Consider the following 21,064-nt stretch of genomic DNA (forward strand, 5'->3'; position numbering starts at 1 on the left):
ACACCAAATACATTGTTTTATGTAATCGGTGTGTTTTATTTTATTGCTTATCAATTGTATCTTTAGGGTTGTCTTTGTTGCGCTTTGATAAATATATATTTTTACCTATAAGTGAAATAAACCATATAGAAAATGCTATTACAAGAATATACGATAATGCAGGTTGGTTTTTAAAATCAAATAAAAATAAGACAGAAATAATAAGTAAACATGCATTGATCGTATCAATCATACCCCATCTTTTAATAAGTACGGGTGAAGTATTTTTTGACAAATTTCGCACCTCCTTAATATATATTAACAAGTATACCAAAATTGTCTTGTGGTTAATATTATAGATTGTGGGTAAAGATAATAAAGATAATTATTAAAAATAGAATTTGCCATATAAATGGATAAATGATATAGTGTTCAATTGTATTGGTTAAATTATGATAGAGGTGAATTAAAATGGTCGTGAAATTAACTTCCATCGATCAATTTGAAAAAGTACTCAATGATAATCCAAACGTATTTGTTATGAAACATAGCAGTACTTGTCCTATTTCAGCAAGTGCATATGATCAATTTAACAAATTCTTATATGAAAGAGATATGGATGGTTATTACTTAATTGTTCAAGAAGAAAGAGAATTGTCTGATTATATAGCCGATAAAACTGGAATCAAACATGAATCACCACAAGCATTTTACTTTGTTAATGGTAATGCTGAATGGGATGCAGATCATGAAAATATCACAGTCGCAAGTTTATCGAAAGCAGAAGAGTAAGTGAAACATATGCAAACAGTCTGATTGGACTGTTTGTTTTTTTGTTAATTGAAGTAAAAAACAGTATAATGAATTAAGATAAAAAGCATGAGGTGAAAATTATGAGAGTATTAGTTGCGATGGATGAGTTTGATAGTATTTTATCTAGTTACCATGCAAATCGATTTGTCGAAGAAGCAATAAAGTCTCAATTTAAAGAAGCAGATATAGTACAAGTCCCATTATTTAATGGTCAAAGAGAAGTAATAGATTCAGTATTATTATGGCAATCTGGCACTAAATATTCAGTGGATCATCATGACGCATATATGAGACCAAAGTCGTCTTCATATGTTGTAACAGAGAAAGATATCATTGTCATTGAAGCGGGTAATGTTTTAACTTCAAGTGAGGATATTATTAAACCACTTGAAACGTCTTCATTTGGACTAGGAGAAGTGATTTTAGAAGCGTTGAATGAAGACAGTAATGAGATATTAATTTCAGTCGGTGATGTCGCAAGTTACGATGGTGGGCTTGGTATGTTACAAGCATTAGGTGCTAAATTCTTTGATGCTGAAGGTAGTTTTATAGATGTTAGCCAAGGTGCAAAACAGATTAAATATATAAGAACAATTGATTTATATGATTTAGATAAAAGGTTAAAAGATAAAAATATCAAAGTGATAACAGACTTTGAATCGAAGTATTATGGTAAGAGTAGTCGTATCATGAAAGAGCAAGCAATCAATCAAATTGCTATTGAAGATGCTGTATCAATTGATAATGCTTTATGGTATATTAGTGAACTATTTAAAAGCCAACATAGAATCTTATTAGGTAAAGAAGAACGTGGTGGCTCAGGAAGTGGCTTAGCTGCCTTGTTTAATTGTCTATGGGACGCACAACTTGTTACAGGTGGGGATGTTGTAAATGAGCTTACTTATTTAGATAAGTTGATTGAACAAGCTGACTTAATCGTATTCGGTGAAGGTTTGAAACCTAATCAACAATTGCTGGAGACGACGTCTGTAAGAATTGCTGAACTTTGTAACAAATATCAAAAAGTCAATATTGCGATATGCGCAACAGAGGAAAAGTTTGATCAATACTTGGAACAAGATGTAACAGCTATGTATAAAGTATTTAATAAAGATCAATATTCAATGAGTGATTTAGAATTAGGTATAGCTTTAAGACATTTAACAACACAATCGCTAAGATTATTAAAAGCTAATATATAAAAATAAGAGCCTGAGACACTGCATTTGTCTCAGGCTCTTATATGTTGTTTTACGACTGTTGTTCAAATTCTGATACGATACCTACTATCGTATATACAGCTTTTTCCATAACATCTATGGAAGCATACTCATACGGTCCGTGGAAGTTTGCGCCACCTGTAAATAAATTAGGTGTTGGTAATCCCATGAATGAGAGTTGTGAACCGTCTGTACCACCTCTAATAGGTTCAATAATAGGTGTCATACCTAATGATTTAATAACTTTTTCAGGTATGTTCACAAGTTCAGGTTGTGGTTTGATTTTTTCACCCATATTGTAATACTGATCTTTGATTGTTACAGTTATCAGTTCTTGATCATATTTATGATTTAATACTTTTTCGATATCTAATAAATGATTTTTTCTACGTTCGAATTGTGCTTTATCATGATCACGAATAATATATTGTAGCGTTGCTTTCTCTACAGTACCTGACATGTCAGATAAATGATAGAAGCCCTCATAGCCTTCAGTATGTTCAGGTACTTCATCACTAGGCAATTGATCATTAAATGCCATTGCTAAAGTATTAGCATTAACCATTACATCCTTCGCGGAACCTGGATGTACGTTTACGCCATTAACTTCAACGACTGCAGAAGCGGCATTAAAGCTTTCGTATTGTAATTCGCCTTCTAGGCTACCATCTAAAGTATAAGCAAAATCAGCGTTAAATCGTTCAACATCGAAATGATGTGGTCCTCTACCAATTTCTTCATCTGGGGTAAAGCTGAATCTAATCTTGCCGTGTTTAATTTCAGGATGTTCTAATAAGTAAATAATCGCTTCCATAATCTCAACGACACCGGCTTTATCATCAGCACCTAGTAAAGTTGTACCGTCTGTTGTCATTAATGTATGACCAATTACTTTTTCAAGTTGTGGGAAAGTCTTCGTGCTTAATACTTTGTCTGTATTACCTAATGTGATATTTTCTCCGTTATATTGTTCTACAATAACAGGATTAACATTTGATGCATGGTAATCTGGAGACGTATCAATATGTGCCAATAACCCTATAGTAGGTACATCCTTATCTGTATTTGACGGTAAAGTGGCCATTAAATACCCTTTATCGTCTACGTCAACTTCAAGATTTAATGCTTTAATTTCTTCTTCAAGCATATGGATTAAATCCCATTGCTTTTCAGTAGATGGTGTACTTTCACTTGCTGCATCAGCTTGTGTATCTACTTTTACATATCTTGTTAATCGATCAATTAGACGTTGTTTCAAATTGCTCGCTCCCTTTACATCTATTTACGTTATTTATTATACGCTTTTTTGTTTCTTAGAAGCAAAAGAATGCTTTGTTCTGACATAGATTTGGAAAATGATTTCAGAACATAAAATACCAAACGCGATTGCACCAGAAATGAGTGTCGCTTGTAGTGTTGTATTAATTGCAACATCATAATTGTTGATAACTAAGTTTTTAGTTGCATCATATGCTAATCCACCAGGGACGAGAGGTATAATACCGGCAACTATAAAGATAATCATTGGACGCTTATAATAGCGACTCATAATATGACTCATTAACGCTAATGCAAAGCTACCATAGAATGATGCTTGTACTTTATCGATGCCAAAGTCTAACGAAATGGTATAAATCATCCAGCCCATCGCACCAACAATACCACATGCTATTAATAGTCTCTTAGGTGCATTAAAAATGACAGAGAAAAATAACGTTGCGGTAAAACTTAACAAAATTTGATATATATAATCTAACATTTAAAGCACCTCCTTAACTAAGTAATAATACGATAGCAACACCAGCACCAATAGCAAATGCCGTAAGTGCCGCTTCTACACCTTTAGATATACCTGCAAGCAACTGTCCTGCCATTAAGTCTCTGATTGCATTTGTAATCAAGACACCTGGTACAAGTGGCATAACAGAAGCGATTGTAATTAAGCTTAAATTAACGCCTATAAAGAAATTCACACTAATCGTTGCGATTGTAGCAATGATTAATGAACTTATAAACTCTGTGAAGAATTTAATTCTAATCGTGTTATGGACAAGGGACATCGTTAAATATCCTACACCACCCGCAATGAATGAAGGGATGACTTCAGCTTGTTTACCACCAAACATTGGTAAAAAACAGGCTGATGCTATCGCTGCAGCTAATACTTTTAACCAAAATGGAAATTGTAATGAAGCATGATGTAAATGGATTAGCTCTGATTTAGCTTCATCTATCGTTAGTTCATTGTTAGCTATCTTACGTGATATTTGATTCGTTAAAGAAATTTTCTCTAAATCTGTTGTACGTTCATCTATTCTAATCAGACGTGTATTTGTTCTGTCATTAAGCGAGAATATAATCGCAGTAGATGTTACAAAGCTATGTGTATTTTCTAAGCCATAACTTGTAGCGATTCTTGCCATTGTATCTTCAACTCGATATGTTTCAGCGCCACTTTCTAAAAGTATGCGACCGGCAGTCATGACAACATCAATGATTTTATTTTCATCTATAATCGTGAAGTCTTGTATCTCTTCCATAGTAACCTCCAGTTTCGTATTGAATTTTATGTAAATAATCAAATTAAAAACGATTCAACAAAAAACATAGAATTGCTAGAGGCAATTCTATGTTCAGTTTATAACTTAATAATTGGATTGAACATTACTTTGTTTTGACCTTGTAATTTGGCTTCATGTAACATATCATCCGCATCTTTAAATACGCGACGTTTAGATTTGTTATCTTGTTCACTTAAATAGCCTACACCAATTGAAACAGATAGCTTAATTGTTTCTTTGTTAGGTAAATGGAAAGTAGATTGTTGAACGCTATCTCTAATACTTTCCGCTAATTTAATAGCACTATCTAATGTTTCGCCAACAAGAATAATTGAAAATTCTTCTCCGCCGTTACGAAAAGCTTTAACATCTTTAGGTAAATAGTTGATTAACAATTGCGACATTTGTTTTAAGACCGCGTCTCCAGCCTTATGAGAATACGCATCATTTACGTCTTTAAATCCATCAATATCAATCAATAATAATGCCATAGATTGGTCTTGTTCAGTTATTTGTTCAGTCGTCTTATTTAAATAACGATCGAATTCTTTAACATTTCCTAAACCTGTTAAGTAATCAACGGATTCTTCATTTTCATATCTTGAAATTAAATTTTTCAAGATCCAAATGTCTCTATAAACACTTGCACTAATAATACTTAGGATAAAGGAAACTGGCACAAGAAACAACCATTCGTTGAGCCATGAATCAGGATTTAAAAAGATAAGCGTTATCGCAATAATCATAATGCTGATTAAATACAATAATTGAATACTCACGAAATCACTTTGTTTAAGAAAAGGACCTATCATCCCAACAACAATTGCAATAATCAGTAAATGGATATCATCTAAAAATGGTGTACCCATTACAAAAATGTCAAATAGTACAATAACTACGGCACTTAAAACAGAATAAAATAAATTAGTAAATCTTCCTAAGAAGAGAATAGGTATAAAACTTAAAGAGAATGCATAGTCATGATACTGTATAGGATTAGATATTAATAATATTGAAACACCTGTCATTAAGATGGTGATATAATTTTGTGAAAAAGTCACAGTTCTCGTTTCGCTATATTGTATTCGATGGTATAGATAAAATGCTGCAATAGTTACAGATATATTGAATATAATTGCTTGAATCATTTAATTTAACACCATCCTTCATTTAGTAAGCCATATGATATTGTAATCTATTAGATTGCTTTTGTCACGGTATAACAGGTTATTTTGTTAAAAAAGTTTCTTTTTTCACATGTTTGCTTATAAAGCTAGTTTAAACACAAAAATCTTTGATTTCAAAAATGTGGTATACTATTGTTTTTATAGCATGTAGAATGAAATTTTGATATTCTAGAAGTAATGTTTTAATCAAATTCGGTGCAATTACAAAATGAAGGTGACTCAATGTTTACTTTACAACTAATATTACTAACCATGATTGTAAGTTTAATACTAACACCTTTAGTTATCGTTCTTTCTATTAAAATTGGTGCAGTTGATATGCCAAACGTTAGAAAAGTTCATACTAAACCCGTATCAGTATTAGGTGGCTCAGTCATTTTAATATCTTTTCTCATCGGTTTATGGTGGGGAAAACCAGTAGAACATGAAACAATTCCTATTATATTAGGTGCGATTGTCATCTATATTATAGGTTTAGTGGATGATTTATATGATATGAAACCACTTGTTAAATTAGCAGGTCAAATTGCTGTATCTTTAATCGTCGTTTTTAACCACGTCACATTAGATTTTATTACATTACCATTTGGTGTTGTAATAGAGTTTGGAATCTTTAGTATTCCAATGACAATCTTCTGGGTTGTTGCAGTAATGAATGCAATCAACTTAATAGATGGTTTAGATGGATTAGCTTCAGGCATATCATGTATCGCTTTAGTAACAATAGGATTTATCGCAATATTACAGCAGAATATCTTTATCATGATGATTTGTAGTGTGTTAATAGGATCGTTATTAGGGTTCTTAGTATTTAACTCACATCCTGCTAAAATTTTCTTAGGTGACAGTGGTGCATTACTATTAGGTTATATTATAGGTGTGTTATCACTATTAGGCTTTAAGAACATTACGTTAATATCGCTATTCTTCCCAATGGTTATACTAGCAGTACCATTTATCGATATGTTGTTCGCAGTAATACGTAGACTACATAATCGTCAATCTATCGTTCAAGCAGATAAATCGCATTTACACCATAGATTATTAGATTTAGGTTATACACATAGGCAAACTGTTATATTAATATATATGATTGCCATATTATTCAGCATATCAAGTGTCATCCTTTATTTATCACCACCATACGGCGTATTAATGATGTTTATTATGATATTAATAACAATAGAATTAATCGTAGAATTTACAGGACTCGTGAATGCAAATTACAGACCAATATTAAATTTATTAACAAGAACAAAGTATAAAAAAGAACGCTAATGTCGATTAGCGTTCTTCTTTATTATATGGAAATGGTAGTGCGATGATATCTTGTCTGTTTAATTCGTACTTACCTTGGTTGACTTCGTTTAAGAAATCTATAAATGGTTCTTCTTCTGATGCTATCACATGTATTGTGTATGTTACTTTGTCTGTATATGCAGTATCTACAAGTTGATAATCAGTTTGTTGCAATTCGTGCTCGAAACGTCCTGTTTGATCATAATCTAATGTTACTTCGAACGGTATTGCATCTAATAAAATGATTCTGCCGACTTCTTTAATAACTTGGCTGACTGCACTTCCATATGCGCGTATTAATCCACCTGCACCTAATTTAATACCACCAAAGTATCTTGTAACGACAACAACAACATTATGGAGTTGTTGTTTTTTTAATACTTCTAACATAGGCACGCCTGCTGTTCCTGATGGTTCACCATCATCATTTGCTTTTTGGATAAGCATTGTAGGACCGATAACATAGCTAGAGCAATTATGTGTTGCATCATGATGTTCTTTTTTCTTTTGTTGTATGAATGATTTCGCTTCTTCTTCAGTTTCTGCAGGATGAATGCTCGCGATAAATCTCGATTTATTAATGACAATTTCAGTTTCATGTGCTGATTTGATTGTAATTAGTCCTTCTGCCATGTTAATACTTCTCCCTTTACATCGTAATCTGTTACGATTATTATATACTATTGAAATTAGTCGGGAAAGGATTGTATGAATTGAAGAATAAATTATTGATGTTGTGCTTAGTGTTGTCTATCGTGTTAGCAGCTTGTGGATCAAAAGATGAAGAAAAGCAAACGACGGACAAAGCGGATGATAGTCAAGGTGTGCTATTAGATGAAAAAGGAAATCCAAAAGATACGATTCAAGTAAATAAAGATACTGAAAAAGCAGTCAAAGAAGCTATTGAAAAAAATAGAAAGTCTTTAAATGATGGTGATGTAGAAGCTTACATTAAAACAATCGACACAGATTCAAAACAACTAGACGTTAAAGAAGAGGAAAAAGTGTTAAAAGATACACTTGAAAGTTATAAATTCGATAAAAAAATATCCAATATTAAGTTTTTAGAACAGAAAAAAGATCAAGTTGTTGTATTCTATAATGTAGAAACGACAGCTCACCCTAAGAATGGTAGTAAAGATGAGAAAAAGACTTTTAACGAAGTTGTGACGCTTGTTAAAAAGGACGGCACATATAAATTTTCTAAAATGGCACAGGCAGCAATTTAGTTCATAAACTTCTTTTCAAATAACCAAGAATTAGATATGATGAGTATGGAAGAGAATCAAGGAGGATAACTTTATGAAGATTGCTGTTATAACAGATTCAACAGCATATTTAGATCAAGCATATATAGATAAATATAACATTAGAACAATTGCCTTAAATGTTATATTTGATGATGAAGTTTATAAAGAATTGTCAGAGATAAGTACAGAAGATTTCTATAAAAGAATGAGAAATGAAAAACAATTACCGACGACATCTCAACCAGCTATGGGTCAATATGTGGAATTACTTGAGAGTTTGAAAGACGAAGGATATACAGATGTGATTGCAGTTCACTTATCAAGTGGTATAAGTGGTACATATCAAACAGCTGTGACGTTAAACGATATGGTAGAAGGTATAAACGTTCATGCATTTGATTCTGAAATCTCTTGTTCAGTACAAGGTTTCTATGCTTTAAAAGCAGCTCAACTTATTGAACAAGGTATGACAGTTATTGATAACATTCTAGAACAATTAGAGAATATGAAACAAAATACAAATGCATATTTTATAGTAGATGATTTAAATAACTTGAAAAAAGGTGGTCGCTTAAATAGTGCACAAGCATTAGTCGGCACGATGTTACAAGTGAAACCATTACTACACTTCGTTGATACGAAAATTGTCCCTTACGATAAAGTGAGAACAAAGAAAAGAGCAATGAAACGTATTGAAGAACAATTAGCTCAAGAAGTTGAAGGTTCTAAAAACTTATCTATTGTTATTATTGAAGGAAACGATAAAGAAACTGCACTTTCCTGGAAAGCGCAAGTTGAAGAACAATTCCCTGATGCACAAATTATTATGAGTTATTTTGGACCAGTAATCGGAACGCATTTAGGAGAAGGTTCATTAGGTTTAGGATTCACAACGACCGAATTAGATTTAAGTATATAATATAACTACAGCACAAAAAGCTTCGGCTTTTTGTGCTTTTTTTATGGAGGTTAGAATGAAATTATACGGACGAATATGCCGAGATTTAAATGAAGTAACGACTGAAAAAGTTAAAGACAGTAAACCTGGCGTGTCTTTTATTCAAGGTAAATATATTTGTAATCAGTGTGGTAACAAAGATCAATCATTGTTTTATCAGTATTTTTGCCACCATTGCGAGCAAGAAACAACCTATTGTAGATATTGTATTGCACTTGGTAAAGTTCAAAGTTGTAAAGACATTTATTTCATTGAGAACTTGCATGAAGCATCAGAATGTCATTATCAGTTGGATTTTGAATTGAGTGAACAGCAACAACTTGCATCCTCTAAAATTAAAGACGCTATTTTAAAGCAAGAACATTTATTACTCCATGCTGTGACAGGAGCAGGGAAGACAGAAATGATATTTGAAGGTATATCAAAAGCTCGAAAATCGGGTATGAATGTTGCAGTTGTTTCACCAAGAGTAGATGTCGTGAAAGAAGTTTACTTAAGACTGATAAACGCATTTAAAGAGGAGCAAATTGATTTAATGTATGAAGGTCAGTTCGCGCAGTTTAATAGTTCATTTGTCGTATCGACAGTTCATCAACTTATGCGCTATGATGGACATTTTAATGTGGTCATCGTTGACGAAGTAGATGCATTTCCGTTAGAAATGGATAATCAACTGATGCATACTATTCGAAAAGCTTCTTCAGAAAAATCTAGTCATATTTATTTAACTGCAACACCTAACAAACAACTTCTTTCTATCTTTAATCAGAATCAAATAATTAAACTCCCCGCAAGATATCATAAACACCCATTACCAGTTCCAGAATTTCAATTTAATATCATTAAAGAAAATAAACTCAATCAGAAGTTACTTACGTTTCTTAAATCCCAAATAGAACAAAATAGAAAAACATTTGTCTTCTTTCATAATATTCATTATATGGAACAAATATTTAAAGTGTTTCAATGTTACTTTTCAAAAATTGAATATGTATCTAGTCATGATGTGATGAGGCATGAAAAGGTGACGCGTTTAAGAAATGATGAAATAGACATTATGTTTACGACGACAATATTAGAAAGAGGCGTTACGTTAGAAAAATTAGATGTCGTCATCGTGCATACAGAGAAGTTTACAAGTAGTGCCATCATTCAAATTGCAGGACGTGTTGGTCGAAAATTATCTTGTCCGACTGGCAAGGTATTGTGTTATCACGAAGGTATCACACGAAATATGATACAAGCGAAACGTGAAATTATAGAAATGAATGATTTAGCACGCGAGAAAGGATGGTTAATTTGAATAAATGTTTAATTTGTCAAAATAATATAAATGAAGTAATCGATTTGTTAAATCTATTTTCAAAGCAATCTATAATATGTGAGCAATGTGCAAATCAATTAACATTTAATCATCAAACAAGACGATGCAAAAAATGCTTAAAAATAATGTCTGAAGAAGAGGAAACTTGTCTAGATTGCCAGTGGCTTTCAAATAAGTATCCATTGATTAATCAACTTTATACGCTTTATGACTATGATGGTCTTGTCAAAGCGCTTATACAACAATATAAGTTAAATGGAGATGTTGCGCTCAATCAAGTATTTCAATTACCACTTAAATTATTTAAGCGATATGATTACGTTATTCCCGCACCCATTCATCCTAATAAGTTAGAGCAGCGTACATTCGATCATGTAACAACAGTGTTGGATAATCATAAAATTAAATATATACAAGTTTTTGAAACTGAAGAAAGGAAAAAACAATCAGAATTAACTAAAATTGAAAGGTCATCTCAGCATAATCCATTTAAAATAAATAAAGATATAGACTTTGAAAATAAGAGAATATTACTCGTAGATGATATTTATACAACAGGGTTAACAATGCATCGATTAGCGGAACTTTTATTTATTAGAAAAATCAGAAAAATAGATGCCTTAACATTTGCAAGAGCGGTAAATAATGATAAAATATAAGTAGGAAGAAACACAAGAGAAATTGAGCGTTAAAGGAGTCGGTGTTTTATGATCAGATTTGAAATTCATGGGGAAAACATCACAGTGACTGATCCGATAAGAAATTATATTGAGGACAAAGTAAGTAAACTAGAAAGATATTTTACTAATGTCCCAGAGGCGATAGCCCACGTTAAAATCAAAACTTATCAGGATTCTAGAAGTAAAATTGAAGTAACTATTCCGTTGAAAGATGTTACTTTAAGAGCTGAAGAAAGACATGAAGATTTATATGCTGGAATCGACTTAATAACTAACAAACTCGAAAGACAAGTACGTAAGTACAAAACTAAGGTTAATAGAAAGTATCGCGATAAAGGGCGAGATAAAGATGTCTTTGCAGTAAGTGCAGATTCAGCTGCTCCTGAAGAAGTTGAAGAGAATGATAGCGATAATGAAATTGAAATCATTCGTTCTAAGCAATTTGCTTTGAAACCAATGGATTCTGAAGAAGCAGTATTACAAATGAACTTACTAGGACATGATTTTTACATCTTTACCGATGCAGAAACAGACGAAACTAGCATCGTTTATAAACGTAAAGATGGTAAATATGGATTAATTGAAACTTCAATACAATAAAAATCATTCACACGAACTGGTGCAGAATTTCTGCACCAGTTTCTTTGGCTATTGATAGCTTTTCATGTACAGAGGTGGTAATCTTAAATAGTGTAAAAAGAGATATAAACGTGTTATGATATATTGTTGTAAGATTACTAGTTTTCTAGTTGAAGGAGAGAACAAAATGGGTTTTTTATCAAAAATAGCTGATGGTAACAAACGAGTTGTTAAATCACTCGGAAAATTAGCAGACCAAGTCATCAATTTAGAAGATGAAATTGCTAAATTAACAGATGATCAATTAAGAGAGAAAACAGAACAATTCAAAAAAGAATTGTCAGAAATAGAAGATTATAAAAAGCAAGAAAAATATTTAGACAAAATTTTACCTGAAGCATATGCAATCGTAAGAGAAGCATCTACTAGGGTATTTAATATGACACCATTTAAAGTACAAATAATGGGTGGTATTGCCATTCATCGTGGTGATATTTCAGAAATGAAAACTGGTGAAGGTAAAACATTAACAGCAACAATGCCAGTTTATTTAAATGCGTTAACAGATAGAGGCGTTCATGTTGTTACAGTCAATGAATATCTATCAAGTTCACAAAGTGAAGAAATGGCGCAATTATATAATTTCTTAGGTTTATCAGTTGGACTTAATTTGAATTCAATGGATACGGATCAAAAACGTGAAGCATATGCATCGGACATCACGTATAGTACAAACAATGAACTTGGATTTGATTATTTAAGAGACAACATGGTTACGTATAAAAAAGACCGTGTTATGAGACCTCTTAATTTTGCCATCATTGATGAGGTTGACTCAATTTTAATTGACGAAGCGAGAACACCACTTATCATTTCTGGTGAAGCAGAAAAATCAACTACTTTATATACACAAGCCAACGTATTTGTAAAAATGCTTAAAGGTGAAGATGACTTTAGTTATGATGAAAAAACTAAAGCCATCACTTTAACAGAACAAGGTATTGATAAAGCTGAACGTATGTTCAAAATTGATAACCTGTTTGACGTGAAACATGTTAATTTAATGCATCATATTAATATTGCATTAAAAGCAAATAGAACGATGTTTAAAGATAAAGATTACGTTGTTGAAGATGGAGAAATTATGATTGTCGACCAATTTACAGGTCGTACAATGCCAGGTAGAAGATTCTCTGACGGCTTGCATCAAGCAATTGAAGCAAAAGAAGGACTCGAGATCCAAAATGAATCTAAAACAATGGCATCTATTACGTTCCAAAACTTCTTTAGAATGTATAACAAATTATCAGGTATGACTGGTACGGCTAAGACGGAAGAAGAAGAGTTCAGAAATATTTACAATATGACTGTTACACAAATTCCAACAAATAGACCGATACAACGTAAAGATGAAGCGGACTTAATTTTTGCATCTCAAAAAGGTAAGTTTGATGCAGTTGTTAAAGATGTAATCGAGCTCTACAAGAAAGGTCAACCAGTATTATTAGGTACAGTTGCCGTTGAAACAAGTGAATATATTTCACAACTATTAAAGAAAAAAGGCGTTAGACATAACGTATTGAATGCGAAAAACCACGAACGTGAAGCAGAAATTATTTTAAATGCAGGTCAAAAAGGTGCAGTAACCATTGCAACAAACATGGCCGGTCGTGGTACGGATATCAAGCTTGGTGAAGGCGTTGTTGAACTTGGTGGTTTAGCTGTTATTGGTACAGAACGTCACGAATCAAGACGTATCGATGACCAATTAAGAGGACGTTCAGGTCGTCAAGGTGACGTTGGTCGAAGTAGATTCTACTTATCATTACAAGATGAGTTGATGGTTCGTTTCGGATCAGAACGTATGCAATCTTTAATGGGTAAATTAGGTATGAATGATGATACACCAATTGAATCTAAAATGGTTTCTAGAGCAGTAGAATCTGCTCAAAAACGTGTTGAAGGTAATAACTTCGATGCACGTAAACGTTTATTAGAATACGATGATGTACTTAGAAAACAACGTGAAATCATTTACGGTGAACGTAATGATATTATCGAAAAAGATGATGTACAAGACATTGTTAAAGACATGATTAAATCATCATTAGAGCGTGGCGTGAACTATCACTTCGCAACAAATGAAGAAGAAATTGATTTTGAAGCGCTTGTTCAATATATTGAAGATTCATATTTACCACAAGGTGCAATTAAAGTTGATGATATTCGTGGTAGAGATTATGAAGATATCGTAGAAATTGTATTAGAAAAAATTAAAACACAATACAATGCTCAACAAGAAGACTTTGGTGATCAAATGTCTGAATTTGAACGTATGATTGTGTTAAGAACAATAGACCGTAAATGGACTGATCACATTGATACAATGGATCAATTACGTACAGGTATCCACTTAAGATCTTATGGTCAAATCAATCCACTTAGAGAGTACCAAAATGAAGGTTTGGATTTATTTGAAACAATGTTGAATGAAATAGAAGATGAAGTAAGTAAATACATTCTTAAATCAACAATTGATCGTGGCGAACAAGTTGAACGTGAACAAGTTGAAATAGGTGAAGCTAAACATGTGAGTGCAAACGATGGTAAAGAAAAAGTTAAACCAAAACCAATCGTAAAAGATGAACAAGTTGGCCGAAATGATCCATGTCCATGTGGTAGTGGTAAGAAATATAAAAACTGTCATGGTCAAGCATAAAGGAGTAATTTTATGGAATTAACGGAAATTAGACAAACATTAAATAAAAATAATGAAAAATTAATGAATATCAGGGGGTCTCTTTGACTTAGAAAATAAAGAGACGAACATTCAAGAATACGAAGAAATGATGGTTGATCCGTCATTCTGGGACGATCAGAATAAAGCACAAGACATCATTAACAAAAACAATGCATTAAAGTCTGTAGTCGGTGATTTTCATACATTAAATCAACAGATTGAAGATTTACTTACAACTGTTGAATTGTTACAAGAAGAATATGATGAAGATATGCATGAAATGCTTGAGCAAGATTTAAAAGCGTTACAAATAGACATCGATCAATTTGAATTGAAACTGCTACTTAATGGTGAACATGATGAAAATAACGCTATATTAGAATTGCATCCAGGTGCAGGTGGTACAGAATCTCAAGATTGGGGTTCAATGCTACTTAGAATGTATCAACGTTTCGCAGAACAAAAAGGATTCAAAGTAGAAACGTTAGATTATCAAGCTGGAGATGAAGCGGGCATTAAAAGTGTCACAATTCTTATCAAAGGTCATAATGCATATGGATATTTAAAAGCTGAAAAAGGTGTTCATAGATTAGTGCGTATTTCGCCATTCGATTCTTCAGGAAGACGTCATACATCATTCGTATCTTGTGATGTAACACCTGAATTTAATAATGAAAAAATAGAAATAGAAGTTAATTCTGAAGACATTACAGTCGATACTTATAGAGCATCTGGTGCAGGTGGACAGCACGTCAACACGACTGATTCAGCTGTTCGTATTACACACCAACCAACTGGTATCGTCGTAACATGTCAAAATGAAAGATCACAAATTAAAAATAGAGAACAAGCTATGAAAATGTTAAAAGCGAAACTCTACCAAAAAGAACTTGAAGAACAAGCAGCAGCTTTAGATGAAATTAGAGGCGAACAAAAAGAAATTGGATGGGGTAGTCAAATACGTTCATACGTATTTCATCCATATGCTATGGTTAAAGATCATAGAACTAATGAAGAAACAGGTAATACAAATGCAGTTATGGATGGTGACTTAGATCCATTTATCGATGCATATTTAAGAAGCCAAATTAATGAAAAATAATTTAAAGCAAGAAGCTAGGATGATTTTAAATATTCTAGCTTCTTTTATGATAATTAAAATTGTGAATTATTGAACAAAATGATGTCAGACGCTGGTTTACATGGTAAAATATAGTTGATAATAAAATGAATGGAGTGTTATACATGAAAATCAAAATGGGCATGATTTCTGTAATAGCATTATCATCGTTAGTATTTGCAGGATGTGGACAATCAAGCGATGATAGCAGCAAAGAAGAATACAGTTCACAAGGGGAAAAAATCTTTAAAAACAATTCTTGCGTAGGATGTCATGGTAAAGATTTAGATGGTGCATCTGGACCATCACTTAAAAAAGTCGGTGCCAAAATGTCTGAGTCTGATATTGAAAAAATTATCAACGAAGGTAAGGGGAATATGCCAAGCAAAGTTGTAGATGAAAAAGATGCAAAAGAAGTTGCTAAATGGTTAGCTAAACAAAAATAATCATTTATATTCATTTTGCATACAAATTGGAAATTTTACTTTATTAAAACATAAGTATTTTAATTGAATATTGATAAATAAAAAAGACGATGTTAATTGTGTATAAATAATTAACATCGTCTTTTTAAATGTCTACATGACAGTCTTTAGTAACATTTTTATCTATAAAATTATAGAATGTTAACGTTTATATTACAGATTTGTAACAATACAATATTGAGAAAGATATTGTGCTATATTATTTCCAGTATTAATTGAGGAACATCATATAAATTAAAAATATAAACGTAAATACATACACTTCGGGAGGATATTTCATCATGAAGAAGACTTTCATTACATTAGCATCTGTAACTGCTTTAACAACTTTAGCAAGTTCATCTGCCTATGCAGCTGATATTAAAGTTAAAGAAGGACAATCATTAGAGAACATTGCAGAAGAATATGGAACATCAGTATCTGAAATTAAATCTTTAAATAATATCGACGTAGACGTTAAAGAAGGACAAACATTAAAGATATTAGAAGATAACATCTATACAATTCAAGAGGGGGATACACTTAACAAAATAGCTGAAAAATTTGATGTTAATGTATCAGACTTAAAAGAATGGAACAATTTATCTTCAGAATTAATTTTAGTGGGTGATGAATTAAAGGTTGCAGCAGAAACTTCAGAACAAACTGCTGAACCTACTAGTTTAACAGTTAGTGCACCTGAATCTCCTGCTCAAGAAGATTCATTATTAAGATACGTATTTGAACAAACATCATATGGTAATGTTTACAATAGTGAAGACTCAGTTGCTTATGTTGCACCGACATTTAATTACAGTCAATCAACACAATATACAGAACCTGTTTCATACAGCCGACCAAATTCTGGTGGCGGAAGTAATTTATACACTTCTGGTCAATGTACGTACTATGCATTTAGTAAACGTCCAGATCTAGGTAATACTTGGGGTAATGCTAACAACTGGGCTAATGCAGCAGCTCAAGCTGGTTATACAGTAAACAACAGCCCATCAGCTGGTTCAATTTTACAATCAACTGCTGGTGGATATGGACATGTAGCTTATGTAGATAAAGTGAATGCAGATGGTTCAATTCAAGTTTCTGAAATGAACTACCAAGGTGTAGGCGTTGTATCTTCACGTACAATTTCAGCATCAGCAGCTGGTTCATATAATTATATTCATTAGTTTTTATAGAAATTTAATAAATAAGCAAGTAGTTAATTCCGTTTAAGAATTTTAACTATTTGCTTTTTTTTATCATTATAGTTGATATAATAAACGTAAATGTTAGTGTAGAGGTTTGAAAACATGAAAAAAAGGTTAAAAATCATATTAGTTATACTTTTGTTATTGATTATTAGTGTCAGTGTTTATAAAGTATTAGATATCAATAAGTTTCAAACGGATGAACAGTTTAAAGAGCAACAAGGGAAGCAATCGTTTCAAAATAGTCATCCAGCTACAGGCATGAATGTAAATAATGAAACTGTGAATGTTTTTTCATCTGAAAAATCAAAACAATTAAAAGAGGTAACATCTAAAAATGATATTACAGTTATTAATTTATTTGCCTCTTGGTGTGACCCTTGCAAACGAGAAATGCCTGAACTTGTAAAATATGCAAAGCACGAGGATAAAGGTGTCGAATTAGTTGGTTTAAATGTTAAAGATAAACGAAAACCAGCTAAACAATTAATGGACGATGTAAATGTGAATTATGATGTTTATGTTGCGCAAGATGATTTTCTTGAAAAGTTCAAATCGTATAATATACCTACAACTTTATTTGTAGATAAAAATGGCGAAATCAAAAAAGTGTATTTAGGTGAATTATCTGAAAAGACACTAAACAACTTAGTTACACAAGTTAAGGAGGAAATTTAATGGGGGTACATCAATATTTTAAAAGTTTGTCTGATTTAGAGAAATTAGTAAGATGTCCAGGTAAATTTAAATATCAAGACCATAATGTCGCAGCTCATTCCTTTAAAGTAACGAAAATAGCGCAATATTTAGCAACAGTAGAAGAACAAAATGGTCAAGAAATAGACTGGAAACTTGTTTATGAAAAAGCTTTGAACCATGATTATCCTGAAATATTTACAGGTGACATTAAGACACCTGTAAAATATGCATCTTATGAAATTAAAAAATTATTCTCTCAAGTTGAAGAAGAGATGATCGATAAATTTATAACAGAAGAATTTCCTGAGCAATATCAAGATATATATAGACATAGACTACAAGAGGGTAAAGATGATAGTATAGAAGGGCAAATATTAAGTGTTGCTGATAAAATTGATTTATTGTATGAATCTTTTGGTGAAATTCAGAAGAGAAATCCAGAACCTTTATTCTTCGAAATTTATGAAAGTTCATTGGAAACCATCATGCAATTTGATCATTTAGCATCTGTACAAGATTTTATTCAACATATTATACCTGATATGTTACAAGAAAAATTTATACCACGTTCAGAGTTAAGAGAGATAACAATGACGATACTTGAGAAACGTGAAACAAAAAGGAGTTAGTGAATTGAATGATTTGGCCGATTCTAGCTTTGTTTCTTCCTTGTTTAATGGTTATTATTTTCACGCAAATTGCTCAAAATAAATGGATTGGTTTACTTGTATCCAGTATTATAATTGGTGTTTCGGTTTATAAAGGCTTTTTTAATAATGAGCTCATTATGTTGTTAGATGTATTGAGTTTAGTAGCTGGCTTTTATATAGTTGATACACTTAAAATAGATAAAATTGAATCAAGATAGATAAGAGGAATAATCATTTAGATTTTTCCTCTTATTTGTATGTAATTTTAAAATTAACGAACAAATGTTTGGTCATTTTTACAAATTTTTGATAAAATAAATATATATATTACAGAAAATGAGGAGGTTCCTATGCAACATTTTCCTTTTAAAATACATTCTGACTACTCTCCGCAAGGTGATCAGCCAGAAGCGATTAAATCTCTTGTAAAAGGCATTAATGATGGCAAGAGACATCAAACTTTACTAGGTGCGACAGGTACAGGTAAAACGTTTACGATGAGTAATGTCATTAAAGAAGTCGGTAAACCAACATTGATCATTGCACATAATAAAACGTTGGCTGGACAGCTATATAGTGAGTTTAAAGAATTCTTTCCTGAGAATAGAGTAGAATATTTCGTAAGTTATTATGATTATTATCAACCTGAAGCATATGTACCTCAAACGGATACTTTTATTGAAAAGGATGCCTCTATAAATGATGAAATTGATAAACTTCGACATTCAGCTACTAGTGCATTGTTTGAACGAGATGATGTTATCGTTATTGCGAGTGTCAGCTGTATTTATGGTTTAGGTAATCCAGAAGAATATAAAGACTTAGTTGTAAGTACACGTGTTGGTATGGAAATGGAACGTAATGAACTGTTAAGAAAGCTTGTTGATAACCAATATTCACGTAATGATATAGATTTTAGACGTGGTACATTTAGAGTTAGAGGAGATGTTGTAGAAATATTTCCAGCATCACGTGATGAACTATGTGTCAGAGTGGAGTTCTTTGGAGATGAAATCGATAGAATTCGAGAAGTGAATTACTTAACAGGCGAAGTTATTGCTGAAAGAGAACATTTTCTATTTTATCCCGCATCTCACTTCGTAACACGTGAAGAAAAAATGAAAGTTGCGATTGAGCGTATTGAGAAAGAACTTGAAGAACGATTGGCAGAACTTCGAAAAGAAAATAAACTTTTAGAAGCTCAACGACTTGAACAAAGAACGAATTACGATTTAGAAATGATGAGAGAAATGGGTTTTTGTTCAGGCATTGAGAACTATTCTGTACATTTAACGTTACGACCAAAAGGTTCTACACCATATACTTTATTAGATTACTTTGGTGATGATTGGTTAGTGATGATTGATGAATCTCATGTAACACTTCCTCAAATTAGAGGTATGTATAATGGTGACCAAGCGAGAAAAAATGTTTTAGTAGAACATGGCTTTAGACTACCAAGTGCTTTAGATAATAGACCACTTAAATTTGAAGAATTTGAAGAAAAAACGAAACAGTTGGTTTATGTTTCAGCAACACCGGGGCCATATGAAATTGAACATACTGATGAAATGGTCGAACAAATTATTCGTCCAACTGGTTTGTTAGATCCGATTGTTGAAGTCAGACCAAGTGAAAATCAAATAGATGATTTAATGGCTGAAATTAATGAAAGAATAGAAAGAAATGAACGTGTATTAATTACAACATTAACTAAAAAAATGAGTGAAGATTTAACGACTTATTTAAAAGAAGCGGGCATTAAAGTGAATTATTTACACTCAGAAATAAAAACATTAGAAAGAATAGAAATCATTCGAGACTTAAGAATGGGTGTTTATGATGTATTAGTTGGGATTAACTTACTAAGAGAAGGTTTAGATATCCCAGAAGTTTCGCTTGTGACGATTTTAGATGCAGATAAAGAAGGTTTCTTGAGATCAGAGCGTTCGTTGATTCAAACGATTGGTCGAGCTGCACGTAATGATAAAGGTAAAGTTATTATGTATGCTGATAAAATTACAGATTCTATGAGAACAGCATTAGATGAAACAAGTAGAAGACGTGCTACTCAAGAAGCGTACAATGAAGAACACAATATAACACCACAAACAATTAATAAGAAAATACGTGATGTCATATCAGCAACAGTAGAAACGGATGAAGTAACCGAAAAAGATACTAAAAAAGCGCCTAAGAAACTTACGAAAAAAGAAAGAGAAAAGACAATCGAGCGCATAGAAAAAGAAATGAAAGATGCTGCGAAAGATTTAGATTTCGAGCGTGCATCTGAACTAAGAGATATATTATTTGAACTAAAAGCAGAAAGGTGA

22 protein-coding genes are annotated in these 21,064 nt (G+C 32.2%); 16 read left to right on the forward strand and 6 right to left on the reverse strand.

Going from position 1 to position 21,064, the window contains the following annotated elements; genetic code table 11:
- Positions 1 to 40: 40 nt before the first annotated feature.
- Positions 41 to 274 (reverse strand): hypothetical protein, encoded by a 234-nt coding sequence (locus LQ694_RS07835; protein WP_048539929.1) that lies wholly within the window; start codon positions 272 to 274, stop codon positions 41 to 43.
- A gap of 176 nt (positions 275 to 450) precedes the next feature.
- Here LQ694_RS07835 and ytxJ point away from each other — a divergent pair, with 176 nt between their 5' ends.
- A complete protein-coding gene (ytxJ, locus tag LQ694_RS07840; protein WP_025905425.1) occupies positions 451 to 771 on the forward strand; it encodes a bacillithiol system redox-active protein YtxJ in 321 nt (106 codons plus the stop codon).
- Positions 772 to 872: 101 nt separating this feature from the next.
- Entirely contained in the window at positions 873 to 1,994 is a 1,122-nt protein-coding gene (locus tag LQ694_RS07845; protein ID WP_196968048.1) for a glycerate kinase, read from the forward strand.
- Positions 1,995 to 2,043: 49 nt separating this feature from the next.
- Here the strand turns inward: LQ694_RS07845 and pepT are convergent, their stop codons facing one another.
- From pepT to gdpS, 4 genes are all read right to left on the reverse strand, one after another.
- Positions 2,044 to 3,270 (reverse strand): peptidase T, encoded by a 1,227-nt coding sequence (gene pepT, locus LQ694_RS07850; RefSeq protein ID WP_196968049.1) that lies wholly within the window; start codon positions 3,268 to 3,270, stop codon positions 2,044 to 2,046.
- Between the two features lie 36 nt (positions 3,271 to 3,306).
- Positions 3,307 to 3,771 carry a threonine/serine exporter family protein gene (locus tag LQ694_RS07855; protein WP_048539926.1) on the reverse strand — a complete coding sequence of 155 codons (465 nt, stop codon included), beginning with the start codon at positions 3,769 to 3,771 and terminating at the stop codon, positions 3,307 to 3,309.
- A gap of 13 nt (positions 3,772 to 3,784) precedes the next feature.
- Positions 3,785 to 4,552, reverse strand: a complete 768-nt coding sequence (locus LQ694_RS07860; protein ID WP_037588735.1) for a threonine/serine exporter family protein — start codon at positions 4,550 to 4,552, stop codon at positions 3,785 to 3,787.
- Positions 4,553 to 4,650: 98 nt separating this feature from the next.
- Positions 4,651 to 5,721 (reverse strand): GGDEF domain-containing protein GdpS, encoded by a 1,071-nt coding sequence (gene gdpS / locus LQ694_RS07865; RefSeq protein WP_048539925.1) that lies wholly within the window; start codon positions 5,719 to 5,721, stop codon positions 4,651 to 4,653.
- 261 nt (positions 5,722 to 5,982) lie between these two features.
- On the opposite strand from gdpS, the gene LQ694_RS07870 reads away from it, so the two are divergent.
- Positions 5,983 to 7,038 carry a glycosyltransferase family 4 protein gene (locus LQ694_RS07870; RefSeq protein WP_025905431.1) on the forward strand — a complete coding sequence of 352 codons (1,056 nt, stop codon included), beginning with the start codon at positions 5,983 to 5,985 and terminating at the stop codon, positions 7,036 to 7,038.
- Positions 7,039 to 7,044: 6 nt separating this feature from the next.
- Here the strand turns inward: LQ694_RS07870 and LQ694_RS07875 are convergent, their stop codons facing one another.
- Positions 7,045 to 7,692, reverse strand: coding sequence for a YigZ family protein (locus tag LQ694_RS07875; protein WP_135015595.1), 648 nt, complete (start codon positions 7,690 to 7,692; stop codon positions 7,045 to 7,047).
- An 80-nt stretch (positions 7,693 to 7,772) separates the two neighbouring features.
- Here LQ694_RS07875 and LQ694_RS07880 point away from each other — a divergent pair, with 80 nt between their 5' ends.
- From LQ694_RS07880 to uvrB, 13 genes are all read left to right on the forward strand, one after another.
- Positions 7,773 to 8,288: a hypothetical protein gene (locus LQ694_RS07880; protein WP_196968051.1), complete on the forward strand. Its 516-nt coding sequence runs from the start codon at positions 7,773 to 7,775 to the stop codon at positions 8,286 to 8,288.
- A gap of 73 nt (positions 8,289 to 8,361) precedes the next feature.
- Positions 8,362 to 9,228, forward strand: coding sequence for a fatty acid kinase binding subunit FakB1 (gene fakB1, locus LQ694_RS07885; RefSeq protein ID WP_048539922.1), 867 nt, complete (start codon positions 8,362 to 8,364; stop codon positions 9,226 to 9,228).
- Between the two features lie 55 nt (positions 9,229 to 9,283).
- On the forward strand, positions 9,284 to 10,570 hold the full coding sequence (locus LQ694_RS07890; protein WP_065380997.1) for a DEAD/DEAH box helicase family protein: 1,287 nt from the start codon (positions 9,284 to 9,286) through the stop codon (positions 10,568 to 10,570).
- Entirely contained in the window at positions 10,567 to 11,250 is a 684-nt protein-coding gene (locus LQ694_RS07895) for a ComF family protein (protein WP_058612024.1), read from the forward strand. Before LQ694_RS07890 ends, LQ694_RS07895 begins: the two co-directional genes overlap by 4 nt.
- A 48-nt stretch (positions 11,251 to 11,298) precedes the next feature.
- Positions 11,299 to 11,871 carry a ribosome hibernation-promoting factor, HPF/YfiA family gene (hpf, locus tag LQ694_RS07900; protein ID WP_025904523.1) on the forward strand — a complete coding sequence of 191 codons (573 nt, stop codon included), beginning with the start codon at positions 11,299 to 11,301 and terminating at the stop codon, positions 11,869 to 11,871.
- Between the two features lie 166 nt (positions 11,872 to 12,037).
- Positions 12,038 to 14,569: a preprotein translocase subunit SecA gene (gene secA, locus LQ694_RS07905; protein ID WP_096791111.1), complete on the forward strand. Its 2,532-nt coding sequence runs from the start codon at positions 12,038 to 12,040 to the stop codon at positions 14,567 to 14,569.
- 12 nt (positions 14,570 to 14,581) lie between these two features.
- Positions 14,582 to 15,692, forward strand: a protein-coding gene (prfB, locus tag LQ694_RS07910) for a peptide chain release factor 2 (protein ID WP_101494410.1) whose coding sequence is annotated in 2 segments (ribosomal slippage) — positions 14,582 to 14,653 and positions 14,655 to 15,692 — 1,110 coding nt in all. Because the reading frame shifts where the segments join, the coding sequence is not laid out codon by codon here.
- Positions 15,693 to 15,835: 143 nt separating this feature from the next.
- The gene (gene cccB, locus LQ694_RS07915) at positions 15,836 to 16,156 is read left to right on the forward strand and encodes a cytochrome c551 (RefSeq protein WP_049319735.1); all 321 of its coding nucleotides are present in this window, start codon (positions 15,836 to 15,838) and stop codon (positions 16,154 to 16,156) included.
- A 320-nt stretch (positions 16,157 to 16,476) separates the two neighbouring features.
- Positions 16,477 to 17,361 (forward strand): LysM peptidoglycan-binding domain-containing protein, encoded by an 885-nt coding sequence (locus LQ694_RS07920; RefSeq protein ID WP_058612022.1) that lies wholly within the window; start codon positions 16,477 to 16,479, stop codon positions 17,359 to 17,361.
- 123 nt (positions 17,362 to 17,484) lie between these two features.
- Positions 17,485 to 18,060, forward strand: a complete 576-nt coding sequence (locus LQ694_RS07925; RefSeq protein ID WP_065380999.1) for a TlpA family protein disulfide reductase — start codon at positions 17,485 to 17,487, stop codon at positions 18,058 to 18,060.
- Positions 18,060 to 18,710: an HD domain-containing protein gene (locus LQ694_RS07930; RefSeq protein WP_025904529.1), complete on the forward strand. Its 651-nt coding sequence runs from the start codon at positions 18,060 to 18,062 to the stop codon at positions 18,708 to 18,710. Before LQ694_RS07925 ends, LQ694_RS07930 begins: the two co-directional genes overlap by 1 nt.
- Before the next feature lie 8 nt (positions 18,711 to 18,718).
- Positions 18,719 to 18,949, forward strand: a complete 231-nt coding sequence (locus LQ694_RS07935; protein WP_025904530.1) for a DUF2198 family protein — start codon at positions 18,719 to 18,721, stop codon at positions 18,947 to 18,949.
- A 132-nt stretch (positions 18,950 to 19,081) separates the two neighbouring features.
- The gene (gene uvrB, locus LQ694_RS07940; RefSeq protein WP_048539915.1) at positions 19,082 to 21,064 is read left to right on the forward strand and encodes an excinuclease ABC subunit UvrB; all 1,983 of its coding nucleotides are present in this window, start codon (positions 19,082 to 19,084) and stop codon (positions 21,062 to 21,064) included.

Source organism: Mammaliicoccus sp. P-M58 (assembly GCF_022386165.1).
Lineage (GTDB): Bacteria > Bacillota > Bacilli > Staphylococcales > Staphylococcaceae > Mammaliicoccus > Mammaliicoccus sciuri.

Bases quoted from the DNA above. Each gene is read 5' to 3' on its own strand.
- LQ694_RS07855 (WP_048539926.1), bottom strand. From the start codon at position 3,771: ATGTTAGATTATATATATCAAATTTTGTTAAGTTTTACCGCAACGTTA.
- LQ694_RS07845 (WP_196968048.1), top strand. From the start codon at position 873: ATGAGAGTATTAGTTGCGATGGATGAGTTTGATAGTATTTTATCTAGT.
- LQ694_RS07870 (WP_025905431.1), top strand. From the start codon at position 5,983: ATGTTTACTTTACAACTAATATTACTAACCATGATTGTAAGTTTAATA.
- ytxJ (WP_025905425.1), top strand. From the start codon at position 451: ATGGTCGTGAAATTAACTTCCATCGATCAATTTGAAAAAGTACTCAAT.
- cccB (WP_049319735.1), top strand. From the start codon at position 15,836: ATGAAAATCAAAATGGGCATGATTTCTGTAATAGCATTATCATCGTTA.
- LQ694_RS07920 (WP_058612022.1), top strand. From the start codon at position 16,477: ATGAAGAAGACTTTCATTACATTAGCATCTGTAACTGCTTTAACAACT.
- secA (WP_096791111.1), top strand. From the start codon at position 12,038: ATGGGTTTTTTATCAAAAATAGCTGATGGTAACAAACGAGTTGTTAAA.
- LQ694_RS07890 (WP_065380997.1), top strand. From the start codon at position 9,284: ATGAAATTATACGGACGAATATGCCGAGATTTAAATGAAGTAACGACT.
- LQ694_RS07875 (WP_135015595.1), bottom strand. From the start codon at position 7,692: ATGGCAGAAGGACTAATTACAATCAAATCAGCACATGAAACTGAAATT.
- uvrB (WP_048539915.1), top strand. From the start codon at position 19,082: ATGCAACATTTTCCTTTTAAAATACATTCTGACTACTCTCCGCAAGGT.
- hpf (WP_025904523.1), top strand. From the start codon at position 11,299: ATGATCAGATTTGAAATTCATGGGGAAAACATCACAGTGACTGATCCG.
- LQ694_RS07860 (WP_037588735.1), bottom strand. From the start codon at position 4,552: ATGGAAGAGATACAAGACTTCACGATTATAGATGAAAATAAAATCATT.
- fakB1 (WP_048539922.1), top strand. From the start codon at position 8,362: ATGAAGATTGCTGTTATAACAGATTCAACAGCATATTTAGATCAAGCA.
- gdpS (WP_048539925.1), bottom strand. From the start codon at position 5,721: ATGATTCAAGCAATTATATTCAATATATCTGTAACTATTGCAGCATTT.
- LQ694_RS07935 (WP_025904530.1), top strand. From the start codon at position 18,719: ATGATTTGGCCGATTCTAGCTTTGTTTCTTCCTTGTTTAATGGTTATT.
- LQ694_RS07925 (WP_065380999.1), top strand. From the start codon at position 17,485: ATGAAAAAAAGGTTAAAAATCATATTAGTTATACTTTTGTTATTGATT.
- LQ694_RS07930 (WP_025904529.1), top strand. From the start codon at position 18,060: ATGGGGGTACATCAATATTTTAAAAGTTTGTCTGATTTAGAGAAATTA.